Annotated in this window: 10 protein-coding genes; 5 read left to right on the top strand and 5 right to left on the bottom strand. The window is 56.4% G+C overall.

Going from position 1 to position 17,838, the window contains the following annotated elements; genetic code table 11:
* Window positions 1-339: 339 nt before the first annotated feature.
* Window positions 340-1,644: a UDP-glucose/GDP-mannose dehydrogenase family protein gene (locus FDK21_RS14480; protein ID WP_138149348.1), complete on the bottom strand. Its 1,305-nt coding sequence runs from the start codon at window positions 1,642-1,644 to the stop codon at window positions 340-342.
* 550 nt (window positions 1,645-2,194) lie between these two features.
* On the opposite strand from FDK21_RS14480, the gene FDK21_RS14475 reads away from it, so the two are divergent.
* The 4 genes from FDK21_RS14475 to FDK21_RS14460 all read left to right on the top strand — a co-directional run bounded on the left by FDK21_RS14475 (window position 2,195) and on the right by FDK21_RS14460 (window position 11,445).
* Window positions 2,195-3,841 (top strand): tetratricopeptide repeat protein, encoded by a 1,647-nt coding sequence (locus FDK21_RS14475; RefSeq protein WP_138149346.1) that lies wholly within the window; start codon window positions 2,195-2,197, stop codon window positions 3,839-3,841.
* 505 nt (window positions 3,842-4,346) lie between these two features.
* Entirely contained in the window at window positions 4,347-7,793 is a 3,447-nt protein-coding gene (locus tag FDK21_RS14470; protein ID WP_138149344.1) for a pyruvate carboxylase, read from the top strand.
* A gap of 146 nt (window positions 7,794-7,939) precedes the next feature.
* The gene (locus FDK21_RS14465; RefSeq protein WP_171022099.1) at window positions 7,940-10,381 is read left to right on the top strand and encodes a glycoside hydrolase family 2 protein; all 2,442 of its coding nucleotides are present in this window, start codon (window positions 7,940-7,942) and stop codon (window positions 10,379-10,381) included.
* A gap of 41 nt (window positions 10,382-10,422) precedes the next feature.
* Window positions 10,423-11,445 (top strand): Gfo/Idh/MocA family oxidoreductase, encoded by a 1,023-nt coding sequence (locus tag FDK21_RS14460; protein WP_138149340.1) that lies wholly within the window; start codon window positions 10,423-10,425, stop codon window positions 11,443-11,445.
* A 20-nt stretch (window positions 11,446-11,465) separates the two neighbouring features.
* Here the strand turns inward: FDK21_RS14460 and FDK21_RS14455 are convergent, their stop codons facing one another.
* On the bottom strand, window positions 11,466-12,449 hold the full coding sequence (locus FDK21_RS14455) for a TDT family transporter (protein ID WP_138149338.1): 984 nt from the start codon (window positions 12,447-12,449) through the stop codon (window positions 11,466-11,468).
* A 160-nt stretch (window positions 12,450-12,609) separates the two neighbouring features.
* Here FDK21_RS14455 and FDK21_RS14450 point away from each other — a divergent pair, with 160 nt between their 5' ends.
* A complete protein-coding gene (locus tag FDK21_RS14450; protein WP_138149336.1) occupies window positions 12,610-13,500 on the top strand; it encodes a LysR family transcriptional regulator in 891 nt (296 codons plus the stop codon).
* On the opposite strand, the gene pfkB is transcribed toward FDK21_RS14450, so the two are convergent.
* The 3 genes from pfkB to pflB all read right to left on the bottom strand — a co-directional run bounded on the left by pfkB (window position 13,497) and on the right by pflB (window position 17,728).
* On the bottom strand, window positions 13,497-14,447 hold the full coding sequence (gene pfkB, locus FDK21_RS14445; RefSeq protein WP_138149334.1) for a 1-phosphofructokinase: 951 nt from the start codon (window positions 14,445-14,447) through the stop codon (window positions 13,497-13,499). The two genes, FDK21_RS14450 and pfkB, sit on opposite strands and share 4 nt — an antisense overlap.
* A 116-nt stretch (window positions 14,448-14,563) precedes the next feature.
* Window positions 14,564-15,355, bottom strand: a complete 792-nt coding sequence (gene pflA, locus FDK21_RS14440; RefSeq protein WP_210238789.1) for a pyruvate formate-lyase-activating protein — start codon at window positions 15,353-15,355, stop codon at window positions 14,564-14,566.
* A 117-nt stretch (window positions 15,356-15,472) separates the two neighbouring features.
* Window positions 15,473-17,728: a formate C-acetyltransferase gene (pflB, locus tag FDK21_RS14435; RefSeq protein WP_138149332.1), complete on the bottom strand. Its 2,256-nt coding sequence runs from the start codon at window positions 17,726-17,728 to the stop codon at window positions 15,473-15,475.
* Window positions 17,729-17,838: the final 110 nt, after the last annotated feature.

Raw genomic sequence — 17,838 nt, 5'->3', positions numbered from 1 at the left:
CCCCTCCCGAAATATCATCCAATATGGCCCCCAATGCCCGAAGCATGAGCACGCAGAAATGTTGCGCGGGGTTCCTTTAGGAAAAAAAAGTGGATGGACCGCTGGTGCCATTCTTGCGTGGGCGTGGACCTGACGGTAGCGATAAAATCGTCAAACAGTGGGGAATAGTTTACACCCGCTTTGCGGCAATTCTATGCAAATCGGGCGAGGGTGAGAGAAATAATCCTCAATCCCCGTCCGCACGCTGCCTTAGAGGCGGTTCTACAAAAACAAAAACGCCGGACCGCATTGCGCCCCGGCATTGAACTTTGTCTTGGCAACTGTCCGATCAGGTTGCCCCTATGGGCGACCAACGGAAATATACTGGAAACCGGCTTTCTCGATATAATCTTTGCGATAGATGTTGCGCAAATCGATCAGATTGTGGCTCTTCATGCTCGCTTTGAGGCGTGAGAGATCAAGCGCCCGGAAAGCATCCCATTCGGTGACAATCACCAACGCGTCGGCATTTTCTGCGACGCTGTAGGCATTGTCGCAATAGGTGACATTGCCCAGCAGCTTTTTGGCTTCTTCCATGCCTTCGGGATCGTAGGCATGGATGTCGGCGCCTGCATCCTGCAGGGCCTGAATGATCGAAATGGAGGGTGCGTCGCGCATGTCGTCGGTGTTGGGCTTGAAGGTCAGGCCGAGAATGGCGATCTTTTTGCCTCTGACATCCCCATCGCAGGCTGCAATCACCCGGCGGGCCATGGCCCGTTTGCGATTATCGTTGATGGCAATGGTGGTTTCGATCAGCCGTACCGGATGATCGTAATCCTGCGCGGTCTTGGCCAAAGCCAGCGTGTCCTTTGGAAAGCAGGAACCGCCATATCCCGGTCCGGCATTGAGAAATTTCGATCCAATTCGGTTGTCGAGGCCAATGCCACGCGCCACATCCTGAACATTGGCTCCGACGCTTTCGCATAGATCCGCCATTTCATTGATGAAGGTGATTTTCATCGCCAGAAAGCCATTGGCCGCATATTTAATCAGCTCGGACGTGCGGCGGTTGACGAACAGCAGAGGCGACTGGTTGAGGAACAAAGGCCGGTAAACCTCTTCCATCGCCGCCTTGGCGCGCTCGTCCTCGACGCCGACCACGATCCTGTCCGGGCGTTTGAAATCTTCAATCGCGGCGCCTTCGCGCAAGAATTCGGGGTTCGAGACGACCGAGAAATCCGCATCCGGATTGGTCTCGCGGATGATCCGTTCCACTTCGTCACCGGTCCCGACCGGCACCGTCGACTTGTTGACCACCACCGTGTAGCCTTTCATCGCCTTGGCGATGGTGCGGGCCGCAGCATAGACATAGGACAGATCCGCATGCCCATCGCCACGCCGCGAAGGGGTGCCAACCGCGATGAAGACCACGTCGGTTTCTCGCACAGCGGCTTCCACATCGGTGGTGAAGGACAGGGTGCCATTGTTGCTGTTACGGGAAACGATTTGTTCCAGTCCCGGCTCGTAGATCGGGATCTTGCCACTATTGAGCGCTTCGATTTTCGAGGCGTCGACGTCGGCGCAAATGACGTGATGACCGAAATCGGTGAAGCAGGCTCCGCTGACCAATCCGACATATCCTGAGCCGATGACCGAGATTTTCATTGCATGCAGTCCTTGTTGTTCTCGTGACCCTGTGGTCTGGCAATGCGGCCAAAAAGGCGGCATAGGCTTTGACGGCACATTCCTTCTTTCAGCGCCGTGCTTCAACCCATTTATGCCGCTGGTCACCAGCTTTCAACCAAACCAATCGTCCTCTGGTGCATATCGGGTGCCTGCCAACCGCAAACCGGCTTTGAAGCACGGCCAAAGGCAAAAACAGGCGGCTGACAGCGGTGTCTGACCCCCTTTGTCAGGAATAAGCCAGCAAGATCAATGATGCCCAGAGTGGGGATAGCGCAATTATGCTGCACTTTGATAACAGTCCAGCGTTCTGAAAAATCAGTACTCTTTCCACGGGTGCGTTTGTTCGGCTCGGTTTGGCCGCTTGGTGGTCACAACAAAGTGCCATCTGGTGATGCCCGTGTGCTTGAAACCGCCCCTGATATGACGTGGTTGTGAACAAAAATTGCCGTTTGGTCATGCATGACAGGGGGTGAAATGCTATGGAATCGGGACTGACAGGATTCGGGTGGTTCGTTCAAGAGGGGATTAGATGGCTATCAGACTATTCAGCAAACAGGCTCCTGTGGCTCGCAGGGGACGCGTTCTGGCAAGTGCAGCGATGGCGATGATTGCTGCACTGACAATGTCTTTCTCCGCCCATGCATTCGAAATCAAGGCGCGTATCAAGACGGTGAATCGCACCGGCGCCATTGAGTTGACCCTGCCCAAAGGCAGCATGGTGGCCATCGGTGATAAGGTGCGTGTATCCGTGACCCCTGACACTATGTCCAAGGAGGTCAACAAGACCCGTTGGACCGTCAAGGCGTTGAATGGCGACGTGATTGTCGCCATTCCCGATGGGACTCCAATTGTCATGCCTGAGCCGGGCTTTGCTGCTGTGATCAATTCCATCGCCAACCAGCCGCCAGCAGAAAAAGAACCTGAAACAGGGGCGGATGTCGTTGCCAAGCCGGAAGCCAAAACACCTGATGATACCAAGCCAATGGTCGCAATGACCAAGGCTGAGGTGCCAGAAACCGATGGGGAGCCTGTCGAGGCAAAGCCGTCTGAGGAAATGACGACGGCACCTTCCGCCATTGACATGGAAAAGACGGAAGACCCCTCCCAAGAGCTTGCCAAGCAGCAGGAAACGGCTGACGACCCAATGACCCAACAGGCTGACGGGACACCAAAGGCACCCATGTCTGGCGAGGCAGAAGCTGAAGCGCCCATGAAAGAGGCTTCCAAGTCTCATGCCTCTGAGCAGGCAGAGCCAGCGTCCGCTGCATCAAAGCCCGAGACGGCACCAATGGCGGACAAGGTGCAGCAGTCTGAAGCACTGGATGGTCCCTCAGAAAAACTTGAACTCAAAGGCTCGATACCTGACACGGCTGTTGAAATGCCTGCGCCTGCAGATGTGGGCGCTGACGCTGTTGACGCAACGCCAATGGCACCCAAGGGCAATCCCGCCGACATTCATGATTGTGATCGCCTGGCCGCCCATTCCTTCGATCCCGATGCCAAGGTCGAGGGTGTTGCCTATGCCAGTCTCAAGGCGGGCGAGGTGATCGAAATTTGCCAGCAAGCGATCGACACATTTCCCGATGAAGCGCGCTTCTATTCCCAATTGACCCGCGGTCTCCACAAGGCGGGCAGGATGCAGGAAGCCTTCGAGGCCACCCGCAAAGGAGCAGAGCTTGGCAGTGGTCATTCCATGGCCTTCCTTGCGGTGATGTTCCAGCAAGGACAGGCCGTTCCCAAGGATCTAGGCAAGGCGCTGGAATGGTTTGAAAAAGCCGCCGCGAAAGGCAATCCTGCCGCCATGGTTTTCGCAGCCGCGATGCATCGCGATGGCACTGGAACGGTTCAGAATTACGGAAAGGCTGCTCTTTTCTATCAGCAGGCCGCCGATCTTGATGTCGCGGAAGCGATGACCGGCCTTGCGGTCTTTTTGGACCGGGGGCAGGGGGTGGAAAAAGAGCCGGATGAAGCCGCACGCTATTTCCTAAAGGCGCTAAAAGCTGACGATGTGGAAGCTCGTAAATTGCTCTATGAAGCACCGGGGGCCATCTCTCTTGAAACCCGCAAACAGATTCAGGAACGTCTGAAATCGGACAACTATTATCGTGGACCGATTGACGGTGATTTTGGCACGGGCACACGCAACGCTCTGACACTGTTCCGCCGCGCGCGATAAAGCCGCAGGACAGAAAGGCACATGTTTTTGCATCAAAGGGCATCCCGAAAGCGGGATGCCCTTTCTGGTTTTGGCATCCTCTTTTCCGCAACTGCGAAAATATTTCAATAAATTGAAATATCAATGCTAATTACCGCTTCTTGGTAGAGATTTATGCACAATACCAAAGTTTCTACTGCGACATCTTGTGCAGCGCACTCTCTTTTGGTAAAAAAATTTTACCAAAATGTCCGGTGGGACCCGCGCAAAACTGTGTCTGGTTCAACCACCCGCTAGACGCTTGTCTGATTGCGTGTATCATGAGGGCGAATGCGGATCCTGCGTCACCCGGTTTGAAACAAGGGGGCGGGGGACATTATCAGGAAGTGCCCTAGCGGCCTCTCCCAGATCACCGAAGCGATCAAACGGACACCAAGATCCGGATTGCAAACCCACCTTTGCCGCTTTCCTTCTGTCTCGCCATCAAGGCGGCTGCATGGAGAACGGCCAAGCTACAGGAACAGTTATGGCTGAATTCAATAAGATCCTGATTGCCAACCGAGGCGAAATTGCCATTCGTATCATGCGTGCCTGCAACGAGCTGGGCAAACGCACTGTTGCGATTTATGCCGAAGAAGACAAGCTCAGCCTGCACCGCTTCAAGGCCGATGAGGCCTATCGGGTGGGGGAAGGCCTTGGGCCGGTTGCCGCTTATCTGTCGATCGAGCATATCATTCGCGTTGCCAAACAATGTGGCGCTGATGCCATTCATCCCGGCTATGGTCTGCTGTCGGAAAATCCGCAATTTGTCGACGCCTGTGACGCTGCAGGCATCACCTTCATCGGCCCGAAGGCTGAAACCATGCGCGCCCTTGGCGACAAGGCTTCTGCCCGTCGCGTTGCCATCGAGGCTGGAGTTCCTGTTATCCCGGCAACCGAAGTGTTGGGGGATGACATGGGCGAAATCGCCAAGCAGGCCGACGAGGTTGGCTATCCGCTGATGCTCAAAGCCAGCTGGGGCGGCGGTGGTCGCGGTATGCGCCCGATTCTGGGCCCCGATGAGCTGGAAGACAAGGTGCTCGAAGGCCGTCGTGAAGCCGAAGCCGCCTTTGGCAATGGCGAAGGCTATCTGGAAAAGATGATCATCCGTGCCCGTCACGTCGAGGTTCAGATCCTCGGTGACAAGCATGGTGGCATGTACCATCTCTATGAGCGTGACTGCTCGGTTCAGCGCCGCAACCAGAAGGTCGTCGAGCGCGCACCAGCGCCATATCTGACCGAAGAACAGCGCACCGAAATCTGCGAGCTTGGCTACAAGATCTGCAAACACGTCAATTATGAATGCGCTGGCACGGTCGAGTTCCTGATGGACATGGACAGTGGCAAATTCTACTTCATCGAGGTCAATCCACGCGTGCAGGTGGAGCATACGGTGACCGAGGAAGTGACCGGCATCGATATCGTCCGCGCCCAGATCAAGATCGCGGAAGGCAAGACCATTGCGGACGCCACGGGCAAAGAGAGCCAGGATGACGTGAAACTGAATGGCCATGCGCTCCAGTGTCGCGTGACGACCGAAGACCCGCACCAGAATTTCATTCCCGATTATGGTCGCTTGACCGCCTATCGCTCGGCGACCGGCATGGGCATCCGTCTTGATGGCGGCACCGCCTATGAGGGCGGCGTCATCACCCGCTATTATGACAGCCTCTTGACCAAGGTTACCGCTTGGGCGCCGACCCCTGAACAGGCGATTGCCCGCCTTGATCGTGCCTTGCGCGAATTCCGTATTCGCGGGGTCGCGACCAACATTCCGTTCGTCGAGAACCTGCTCAAGCATCCGACCTTCCTTGATTATAGCTACACCACCAAATTCATCGACACCACGCCAGAATTGTTCGACTTCGCCGAGCGACGCGACCGTGGCACCAAGGTGTTGAGCTATATCGCCGATATCACGGTCAACGGTCATCCAGAAACCAAGGGCCGTCCGGAGCCGGCGCAAAATCTGCGTCATGCCCATGTGCCAGAGTTGAAAACCGACGAACCGGCCGCAGGCACCCGCAATCTGCTTGAGGAAAAAGGCCCCGAAGGTGTCGTTGAGTGGCTGAAAGATCAGAAGCAATTGCTGCTGACCGACACCACCATGCGTGATGGCCACCAGTCCCTGTTGGCGACCCGGATGCGGTCGCTCGATATGGTCAAGGTGACGCCAGGCTATGCCGCCAACTTGCCGCAGCTCTTCTCGCTTGAATGCTGGGGTGGCGCAACCTTTGATGTGGCTTACCGCTTCCTGCAGGAATGCCCATGGCAGCGCCTGCGCGACATCCGTTCCCGCTTGCCGAACGTGATGACGCAAATGTTGCTGCGTGCGTCAAACGGCGTTGGCTATACCAACTATCCGGACAATGTGGTCGAGGCCTTCGTCAAACAGGCCGCAACCACCGGCATCGACGTCTTCCGCGTCTTCGATTCCCTTAACTGGGTTGAAAATATGCGCGTTGCCATGGATGCGGTGCTGGAGAATAACAAGATCTGCGAAGGCACCATCTGCTATACCGGTGATATCTTCGATCCGGATCGGGCCAAGTATGATCTGAAATATTATGTCCGGATGGGCAAGGACCTGCGTGATGCAGGCGCTCATATTCTCGGTTTGAAGGATATGGCTGGCTTGCTGAAGCCTGCACAGGCGCGTGTACTGATCACGGCGCTGAAGGAAGAAGTCGGTCTGCCGCTTCACTTCCACACCCATGACACCTCCGGCATTGCAGGTGCCACGGTTCTGGCAGCCTCTGAGGCCGGGGCCGACATTGTCGACGCCGCTATGGATGCCTTCTCTGGCTCCACCTCCCAGCCTTGCCTTGGCTCGATTGTCGAAGCCCTGCGTCACACCGAGCGTGACACCGGCATCGACATCAAGGCCGTGCGGGAAATTTCTGACTATTGGGAAGCGGTGCGGGCGCAATATGCCGCCTTTGAAAGCGGCATGATGGCCCCTGCTTCTGAAGTTTATCTTCATGAAATGCCCGGCGGTCAGTTCACCAACCTCAAGGCACAGGCCCGCTCGCTGGGTCTGGAAGAACGCTGGCACGAAGTCGCCCAGACCTATTCCGACGTCAACCGGATGTTTGGTGACATCGTCAAGGTGACCCCATCCTCCAAGGTGGTTGGCGACATGGCTCTTATGATGGTCAGTCAGGGTTTGAGCCGCGATGAAGTTGAAGATCCGAAGGTGGATGTTGCCTTCCCTGATTCGGTCATTGACATGATGCGCGGCAATCTCGGCCAGCCAGAAGGCGGCTTCCCTCAGAATATTGTCTCCAAGGTGCTCAAAGGCGAAAAGCCGAACACCGAACGCCCGGGCAAGCATCTCGAAGCGGTCGATCTGGAAAAAATCCGCGCCAAAGTCTCTGAAGAGCTGGAAGGCTTTGAAATCGATGATGAGGATCTGAACGGCTATCTGATGTATCCCAAGGTCTTCCTCGACTATATGGGCCGTCATCGCACCTATGGTCCGGTCCGCACCCTGCCGACCATGACCTATTTCTATGGCATGAAGCCGGGTGAGCAGATTTCGGCTGAAATCGATCCCGGCAAGACGCTGGAAATCCGCATGCTGGCGGTTGGGGAAACCAACGAGGAAGGCGATGCCAAGGTCTTCTTCGAGCTGAATGGTCAGCCCCGTGCCATTCGTGTGCCAAACCGTCAGATCAAGGCGACCTCGGCCAAGCGGCCAAAGGCGGAAGCCAACAATGCCAACCATATTGGTGCGCCAATGCCCGGTGTTGTGGCGTCGATCGGCGTGCAGGCAGGCCAGAAGGTCAAGGCCGGCGATCTGCTGCTGACCATCGAAGCCATGAAAATGGAAACCGGCATTCATGCCGAGCGCGATGCCACCGTCAAAGCGGTTCATGTCGCCCCGGGTGGCCAGATCGATGCCAAGGATCTGCTGGTTGAGTTTGAGGCCTGAGGCAACAGACTAAGACTCTGACAAACCGACAAAAAGCGCTATGATAGCCCCGACGCCGACGGTGTCGGGGCTTTTTGTTGGCAGGGTGCAGGCAACATCAGACAAGAAAGACGGGGGCTCGGATAACGATGACAGGGACAAACGCAATGCGCGGGACGCACAGTGAGTGGCTATTGCATGATGACTGGATTTTGGCGCGGATCGGAGCACCAACAAAGGTTCCCTTTGCCATTCCCGGCGATGTGCATTCCGCACTGTTGGCGGAAGAGGAAATCCCCGATCCCTTCTGGCGTGATACGGAAACCAGTCTCGATTGGGTGCATGAAAGCCAGTGGCAGGCCGAAACCACCTTCACCATGGAAGCAGACCCGACAGGGGCTTACTGTCTGACGCTTGATAGCGTCGATTGCCACGCCATCCTGTTCTTGAACGGCATCGAGATTGGTCGTTGTGAAAGCCAGTTTCTGCGCTACGATTTTGATGTGTCCAAGGCCTTGCAAAAGGGTGCCAATCGCCTCGCCATCCGGTTTTTGTCCAATTCCCGCGAGGCTCGCGACAAGCAGGATCAGTTCCCCTTCAAGGTGCCACATATTTTCTCGAATTGTCGGTTGCCCCATTACAATTTCTTGCGTAAGGCCCAGTGCCATGCGGGCTGGGACTGGAACATCGCTCTTTCGCCACTGGGTATCTATGGCACGGTTCGGTTGCGCAAACTCAGCACAGTGCGGCTGGATGACGTCATGGTGCGCCAGCATCACGCGGATGGGGTGGTGCGGCTTGATATAACGGCCTTCTATCATGCCGATGAGCCTGCTGAATTGACCCTGGCAGCCAGCCTCGATGGGCAGGTGGCCAGCCAGGCCATCACGGTCTGGCCGGGCGAGGGCAAGGCGGATCTGTCGATCACCATCGACCAGCCACGCCTCTGGTGGCCAATAGGGCACGGCGAACAGCCTCTCTACGATCTGACCATCATGCTTGATGGCCAGAGTATCGAGCGCCGCATCGGCTTGCGCCAGATCGAGCTGGTCACTGACAGAGATGAAATTGGCAATCGCTTTGTTTTTCGCGTCAATGGGCGTGAGATCTTCTGCCGCGGTGCCAACTGGATTCCCGCTGACGCCTTGCCCGCCCGCGCCACGCCTGACCATGTGCGCGATCTTCTGACCTCGGCCGTCGAGGCCAATATGAATATGATCCGCGTCTGGGGTGGTGGCCAGTATGAGCCGGACTGGTTCTATGACCTATGCTCAGAACTGGGCCTGTTGGTCTGGCATGATTTCATGTTTGCTTGCAATCTCTACCCTGCCTCGGATCCTGATTGGCTGGCCCTTGTGCGCCGCGAGGCCCACCAGCAGATCCGTCGCCTGTCAAGCCAGCCTTGCATGGCTTTGTGGTGCGGCGACAATGAGCTGGTCGGCGCACTGACATGGTATGAGGAAAGCAAGAAGGATCGCGACCGCTATCTGGTGATGTATGATCGCCTCAATCACGCCTTGGAAGAAGCCATCCATGCCGAGCAGCCGGATAGTCCCTTCTGGCCATCTTCGCCTTCGGTCGGGCCTCTCAATTTTGGCGATGGCTGGCATGATGACACAGCCGGTGACATGCATTTCTGGGATGTCTGGCACTCGGCCAAGGATTTCGAGCATTATCGCAGCGTTCAGCCCCGCTTCTGCTCGGAGTTCGGCTTTCAGTCCTTCCCGTCAAAGCGGGTGATTGAAAGCTTCACCGAGCCACAAGACCGCAATGTCTCCTCGCCGGTTATGGAGACCCATCAACGCAATGAAGGCGGCAACAGCCGGATTGTTGAGACCATCGCGCGCTATTTCCGGTTCCCTGATGGATTTGACGATCTGACCTATCTCAGCCAGATCAGTCAGGGCTTGGCCATGAAAACCGCCATTGAATATTGGCGCTCTGCCAAGCCCCGTTGTATGGGAACCCTCTATTGGCAGTTGAATGACACCTGGCCGGTGGCAAGCTGGTCGGGGCTGGAATATGGGGGCGGCTGGAAACTGCTCCACTATATGGCCCGCCGCTTTTATGCCCCTGTGCTGGTCACCGCTCAGCCTGACCGCGCAAGCGGCGACATAATACTCACGGCGATCAATGACAGCCCGGCGCCGCTTGACCTCACACTCTCGATTGCCAAAGTCGAGCTACAAGGAGGCGTCAAAGCCTTTGGAGATGTTCATGTCACCTGTCCCATGGGGCGGGCGATGGAAGTGACACGCATCAAGCGTGAGGCGCTGGGAGAGGATGCCTTCTTGCATTTCAACTGGCTCAGCAAGGACGGTCTTCATCGTGGCGAGAATGATTATCTGCCAAAGCGGCCAAAGGATTTCAACCTGCCCACGCCTTCCATCAGCCTTGATGAGCATGTCAATGACAAAGGGGAGACCGAAATCACCTTGCTGTCCGACAAGCCTGCTTTTTTTGTAACCTATCACCATGGGGGCGATCGGATTTACTCGGACAATTGCGTTACCTTGCTGCCCGACCGACCCAAAATTTTGACTGTAACGCGGCAACGACGCTCTCACCTGCCGCCGATTGAGGCTGAACTTAGCTATTTGAAACAATAAGGCCACACCAATTGACTGGCCTTGCTACCGGGGGAACGAAATTGAAACTGGCAGTGATTGGCCTCGGCATGGCAGCAAAGCCCCATGTCGCGGCCTTGAAACAACTTGAGGGTCGAGTCGAAGTGACCGGCCTTCACATGCGCAACGAGGCCCGTCGGAAGGCCGCAGCGAAGGACTATGGCTGGCCAACATTTGACAGCATCGATGCCATCGCCGCAGATCCGAAAACAGATGCCGCTTTGATCCTCACCCCGCCCAACGCGCGGCGAGAGATCGTGGAAAAACTGACTGCTGCAGGCAAGCACATCCTGATGGAAAAGCCCATCGAGCGGAGCCTTGGGGCCGCCATTGAGCTGGTCGAAATGACGGAAAATGCCAATGTCAAACTCGGCATCGTCTTCCAGCATCGCGCGCGGCAAGGCTCTCTGCGGCTGGCGCAAATGCTCAAGGATGGTGCTTTGGGCGAAATCGCCATGGTCCGCACCAATGTGCCTTGGTGGCGCGGGCAGGATTATTATGACCAGCCGGGGCGAGGCTCCTTTGCGCAGGATGGCGGCGGTGTGCTGATCACCCAAGCTATCCATGTGCTTGATCTCATGTTGTCTCTGTGCGGGCCTGTTCAAGCCGTGCAGGCCATGCTGACCACCTCGCGCCTGCACAGGATGGAGGCCGAGGATTTTGCCACTGCTGGCTTGATCTACGAGAATGGGGCTGTCGGCTCGGTTGTCGCCACCACCGCGTCCTTTCCGGGGGATGTGGAAAGCATCTGCATTGATGGCACGCTGGGCAGCGCCAAGCTGGAAGCTGGAGAGCTGACCCTCCATTGGCGTGATGGCCGGATCGAGGCATTCGGTGAAGAAAGCCAGTCGGGTGGTGGTGCTGATCCGATGGATTTTCCATGCGACTGGCACCGCGCCATTATCGAGAATTTCGCCGATCATCTGGAGGGAAAAGCTGACTTGCTGGCCTCTGGCCGTCAGGCGCTGGAGGTTCATCGCCTGATCGACGCCATGACCCGCTCAGGCAATCGGGATGGCCAACAAGTTGATTTGCCCGAGATCTAGATCCCTTTTCCCCGAGCCTGTCAGTCTTGCGAAGACCGCACAGGTCCGGTGTGGGCTGCTGCACCACTATTGACGAAAAACAGGCCATAGCGGACCGCAACATAGCCAACCACCAGCGTTGCTATGGCCAACTCGAGCTGCGCCAGTCCGAGCAGGATGCTGAGCGAGGCGGTGTCCATGCCCCATGTTGCCAACAGGGGAGCAACCTTGAACAAGGCGGTGGCCCCGATCACCATCGGGAAGGTGAATGCCGCATAGGCCGGACTGAAGGGCAGCCGCATCAGCCGGAAAAAGGCCACATAGATCAATGTTGTCATCAACAAAGCGATGCCAAGCAGCAACATCACCAGCAGCATCGAAGGATAGGGCGTCATGGAGAGGTAGCCAGTCAGAGACAGGCTTGCCGGGGCTGCCAGAATAGCAATGGTCGGCTTTGCCGCGTCCGGGATATCCTCCAAAAAGATCAGGCGATACAGCATGACCGGCAGCATGACCGCATAACATGCAAGGGCGAACCAGAACAGCCCATCAAGGAAGAGGCCAAGCAGGCCTCCCGCCAAAGCCACAGGCGGAGCGCTGACATTGGCCACGATTAACCCCACCGGAGGCACGAACCAACTGGGCACCATCTGGCCAAGGGTAAAACCCGGTAGGCGCGCCCGCAGGAACATCACCAGAAAGCCCAGATGCAAGCCAACCGCCACCAACCACATGGTCAGACGCAGACCGGGTTCAAGCCCCATCGAAACAATCATTAACGCCATCGCAAGTGTCGGCACCACGCTGCCGACCACCGGGTGCTCAAGATCCTGCTTAAGAGCTGCCGGATGGAGCAAGAACTTGACGGCGATCAGCAACAGCAACGCAAAAGCAAGACCTGCTGAAAGGCTGCGCGCCCCCCCTGAAAACAGCCCTGTCATCTCCCAGCAATTCCCCAGACTGGCGATCCCGAGTGCCAGACCGGCAAGGGGGGTGGGAATGTCGCAAAAACGGATGTTGGTCATGGGGAACTCGTTTCGGAAGCAAGTCTTGGATTTTCAGGTGAGCGCTGTAGGAAAGAACAATTTGCTGCAAAAGAAGCCTTTTGCGCAATGCAGGCACCATAGACCTGTTTCGGCATTCGTGATATCTAAATGAATTAAACATAATGTTTGGAAAAACTAAATGCCTACATTGAAACAACTCAATGCCTTTGTCGCCATTGCCCGCAATGGAAATCTCGGGGATGCAGCCAACAGCATTCATCTGAGCAAGGGGGCTGTTTCACAGGCTCTGGCCGAGTTGGAACTGCGTCTGGGAACTCGCCTATTCGATCGGGTTCACCCCCGATTGCGGCTCAATGATCAGGGGCGTCAGTTGCAGGTTCTGGCAGAGGATATTCTTGATCGTGTCGAGGATGTGCGGCACATGTTCGATCATGGCGGCTCTCCGGTCGGCACCTTGCGGATCGGTGCCAGCCAAACCATCGGCAACTATCTTTTGCCCCGCTTGCTGGCCGATATATCCGGCCTTGACGCCAAGGTCAGTATTGCAAACAGCCAGCAACTGTGTGAAAGGCTCATCCGCTTCGAGCTGGATCTGGCCCTGATCGAGGGGCGTACCGATGATCCGGATCTGGAGACCCGTATCTGGCGCAGAGATGAAATGCTGCTGGTCGCCAGACCCGATCACCCCTTGGCGGGGCGGCAAGGGGTGGCGCTTGCTGATCTGTCCGGGTGTGACTGGATACTGCGCGAACCGAAATCGGGGTCGCGCGCCCAGTTTGACCGCGCCATCGCTCCGCATCTGGCATCAATGGGAAAAGTGCTGGAACTGAATTCCATCGAGGCTCTTATTCTCGCGGTTGAGCAGGGCCTTGGCGTGACGCTGGTCTCCCGTCTCGCGGTTGAGTCGCGCTTGCAGCAAAAGACGTTGGCAATCCTTGCAATCGATCAATGCTTCACGCGCACGCTAAAGCTTGTTTGGCACCGCCAGAAATATCACAGCGCCCTAATGGATCATTTCATCGCCAGCATCGTGACCGACGATACTGCAACCACACCGCAAGAGACTTAGACAAGATCCTCAACCTCGACCTGATCGGCGATCGACAAAACGGCCTCCTTGTGAGGCAGACGCGGCCCGATCTCACCGAGAGCCGCCACGGCAAAGGCGGTCGATTGGCGCGCGATCGTGTGAAGCGGCAAGCCTGAAAGCCGCCCGTGGATGATGCCCGCCACCATGGCATCGCCAGCCCCGACTGAACTGACGACCTTGGTCTCGGGGGCCTTGGCCAGCACGCAACGCGTCTCCGTGATGAACAGGGCTCCCTCTGACCCCATCGACACTGCCGCGAGCCCGATTCCGCCGTCGCTCAGTTTATGCACTTCGTCGATGATTTCGTGATGACTGGTGAGCGGTTTGCCGGTTACAGCACGCAATTCAGCCAGATTGGGCTTGATGACATCCGGCGTTGCCTTCAGCCCCCAATGCAAGGCTTCGCCGCTTGTATCGAGATAGACGCAGGCGCCTTTAGCCTTCAAAAGGTCGATCAGGTCATGAAACAGATGATCCGGTCCATCTTGCGGCATGCTGCCTGCCAGCACGAAATGTTCCATGCCTTCATCGCTCAGCCTGACGATCATGTCCTTGACGGCATTGTAGCCCGAAGCCGGAGCGGCAGCACCTGGATAATTGATATCCGTCACCTGATCACGCACGGCGTCGACCAGTTTCACATTGACCCGCACCCGGCCGGGAATGCGAATGAAGCGATCCTCAATGCTCTTTTCCGCAAAAAGCCGCTCGAAAATCACAGCATTGTCCTGTCCCATCAAACCGGTGGCCGTGACCCGATGGTCGAAATGGGCCAGAAAGGACGCGACATTGACCCCCTTGCCACCAGCATCGATCTGCACCGATTGGACGCGATTGACCGCGCCGGCCTGAAAGTCCTTGACCCGGGCGGACTGGTCAATGGCTGGGTTGAGGGTCAGGGTGACGACGGGGGGAGGGATACGCATGGGTCTTGTTCCAGAACTTAATGAGGCCCAAAAAGATAGCGCAAAAAAGATGCGTCAACGATGGGCTTTGAGACCCACAAGCTTACCCATGCCTGACCGCCTGAACAGGACATGGATCAAGTGACGGTGAAAGCCCGGCTGCGAAAAATGTCGCGGGCTGCCTCAGTCTCCGCTGGTGTCGGCGCGCGCAGGTCACGCAACTGATAAGTCATCCCCAGCTGGTCCCACTTGGATACCCCAAGCTGGTGAAAGGGCAAAAGCTCGATCATTTCGATGTCGGCCCCCAGATCATCCCTGAGATGGGCGACATAATCGGCCATGCCTGCTACCTCGTCCGGGGCGTCGCTCCAACCGGGCACCAGCACATAGCGCACCCGCATTGTCTTGCCCAGACGCGCCAGCCGTTCGGCAAAGTCGAGGGTTGGCTGCAACGGTTGTGCTGTCAATGCCTTGTAGCGATCCGGATTGATATGCTTGATGTCGAGCATGATCAGATCGAAATCATCAAACCATTCATCGGGTACATTGCCATGCAAATAGCCTTGCGTGTCGAGCGCAATATGCAGACCGAAGCGCTTCTTGATCGCATGAGCTGTCTTGCCGACAAATTCCGCCTGCATCATTGGTTCGCCACCGGAAAAGGTCACGCCACCGGAATTCTTCAGAAAACCGGCATAGCCATGCACTTCGCGGACCAGATCCTTGACGGTGACTTTCTGGCCATTGTGCAACTTCCAGGTATCGGGATTGTGGCAGTAAAGGCAGCGAAACAGGCAGCCAGCCATGAAAAACACAAACCGCATGCCCGGGCCATCCACCGCAGCGCCGGATTCAATCGAATGCAGATAGCCGTGCGTTGCATGGGCATGCACCTCTTGCAGGTGGGTTTCATGAATGCTGACAGTCAATCCGATGCTCCCGAAAGATGATAAGGGCTTATGCCTATAGATGGGTATAAAGAGAGCCGAAAAGCAAGGGCTTTCCGGCTCTCCATATCACTTCAATTGGTCTGAGCAGTCGGACCCTTACATGCCAGCATGGAAGGTGCGGCTCAGAATATCGAGCTGCTGTTCGCGGGTCAGCTTGACGAAGTTTACCGCATAACCAGACACGCGAACCGTCAGCTGCGGATATTTCTCCGGATGCTCCATGGCATCTTCCAGCGTTTCGCGGGTCAGCATATTGACATTGACATGGAAGCCACCGGCATCGGTGAAGCCGTCAAGGCAGTTGGCAAGGTTGCGGATCTGCTCATTGTCATTGTGGCCCATCGAGTCTGGCGTTGCCGAAGCGGTCCAGCTGATGCCGTCCTGAGCAAACTCATAAGGCAATTTGGCAACCGAAGCGCCCGCGGCGATAAAGCCTTTCTTGTCGCGGCCATTCATCGGGTTGGCACCCGGCGCGAAGGGCTCGCCACCCTGACGACCACAAGGGGTCGAGCCGGTTTTCTTACCATAAACCACGTTTGACGTGATGGTTAGTACCGACTGGGTCGGGGTTGCATCGCGGTAGAAATATGGCTGGGCAGCCACTTTCTTCATGAAGACTTCGGTCAACCAGCTGGCAATGGAGTCAACCCGGTCATCATTGTTGCCAAAGGCTGGATAGTTGCCTTCGATTTTGTAATCGACCGCAATGCCCTGTTCGTTGCGAATGACGCTGACCTTGGCATATTTGATCGCTGCAAGGCTGTCGGCTGCAATGGACAGGCCGGCAATGCCGCAGGCCATGGTGCGCAGGATGTCGCGGTCATGCAAAGCCATTTCGATCCGCTCATAGGCATATTTGTCATGCATATAATGGATCGCATTCAGCGCCTTGACGTAGGTCTTGGCGAGCCAGTCCATCGACTTGTCGAATTTCGCAACGACCTCGTCATAGTCAAGCACATCAGCGGTGATCGGTTCGAGGCCTTCAGCCACTTTCTGGCCGCTCTTCTCGTCGATGCCGCCATTGATCGCATAGAGCAGACCCTTGGCAAGGTTGGCACGCGCACCGAAGAACTGCATCTGTTTGCCGATAGCCATGGCGGAGACACAGCAGGCAATGCCATAGTCGTCGCCCCATTTCGTACGCATCAGGTCGTCATTCTCATATTGAATGGCGCTGGTGTCCTTGGAAACCTTGGCGCAGAAATCCTTAAAGCCGCGTGGCAGCTTGGAGCTCCACAGAACCGTCAGGTTTGGCTCTGGCGCAGGACCCAGATTGTAGAGCGTGTTGAGGAAGCGCATGGAGTTTTTGGTGACCAAAGTCCGGCCATCCAGACCCATGCCGCCGAGCACTTCGGTCACCCAGGTTGGGTCGCCAGAAAACAGCTCATCATATTCAGGGGTACGCAGGAAGCGAATAATGCGAAGCTTGATGACCATATCGTCGATCATTTCCTGCGCTTCTTCTTCAGTCAGCAGACCGGCGGCAAAGTCACGTTCGATATAGATGTCAATGAAGGTCGCCGTGCGGCCGAACGACATGGCAGCGCCATTCTGTTCTTTCACTGCGGCCAGATAGGCCAGATAGGTGAACTGGATGGCTTCACGGGCATTGGAGGCCGGCTGGCTCATGTCGATGCCATATTTCAGGCCCATCTCGCGCAGCTCGTCCAGCGCGCGATATTGCTCGCTCAGCTCTTCACGGGTGCGAATGGTGTTCATGTCGAACACGGCATCATCCAGCTCGGTTTTCTCGGCCAGCTTCTGCTCTTTGAGGAAGTCGATGCCATAAAGAGCCACACGGCGATAGTCACCAATGATGCGGCCGCGGCCATAAGCATCTGGCAGGCCTGTGACAACGCCCGATTTACGGGCGGCCATAATGTCCGGGCTGTAAGCATCAAACACCGCCTGATTGTGATCCTTGCGATATTTGGTCCAGATCTCATGCACCTGTGGGTCTGGCTTGAAGCCAAAGGCTTCCATGCCACCTTCCACCATGCGCAGGCCGCCATTTGGCATGATGGCGCGCTTCAAAGGTGCATCGGTCTGCAGACCGACAATCAGTTCCAGTTGCTTGTTGATATAGCCAGCGTCATGGGCCGTGATGGAGGAAGGCACAGGCGACACATCGAGAACGCCAACCTTGCGCTCTTCTTTCAGCAGCTCGCCAAGTTCGTCCCAGAGTTTCTTGGTCCGCTCGGTGGCATCTGCCAAAAAGGCATCATCGCCTTCATAGGGGGTATAGTTTTCCTGGATGAAGCCGCGCACATCGACTTTGCTGCGCCACTCACCATCCGAAAAGCCTGCCCAAGGATCGACGACGACTGGCTTGTCACTCATAAAATTCATTTTGGCTTCCTCATGTCACGATTGGAACGCGGTTCCAATGTCTCAAGCATGGCTTCACGGCGCATCAGGCACAGCTTCACCGTTTCGAGCAGCGGGGGACCACTCGATTG

It is taken from the genome of Cohaesibacter sp. CAU 1516 (assembly GCF_005771485.1).
GTDB classification, from domain to species: Bacteria; Pseudomonadota; Alphaproteobacteria; order Rhizobiales; family Cohaesibacteraceae; genus Cohaesibacter; species Cohaesibacter intestini.
The sequence above is the reverse complement of the archived record's forward strand: the minus strand, read 5'-3'. Positions and strand labels throughout refer to the sequence as shown.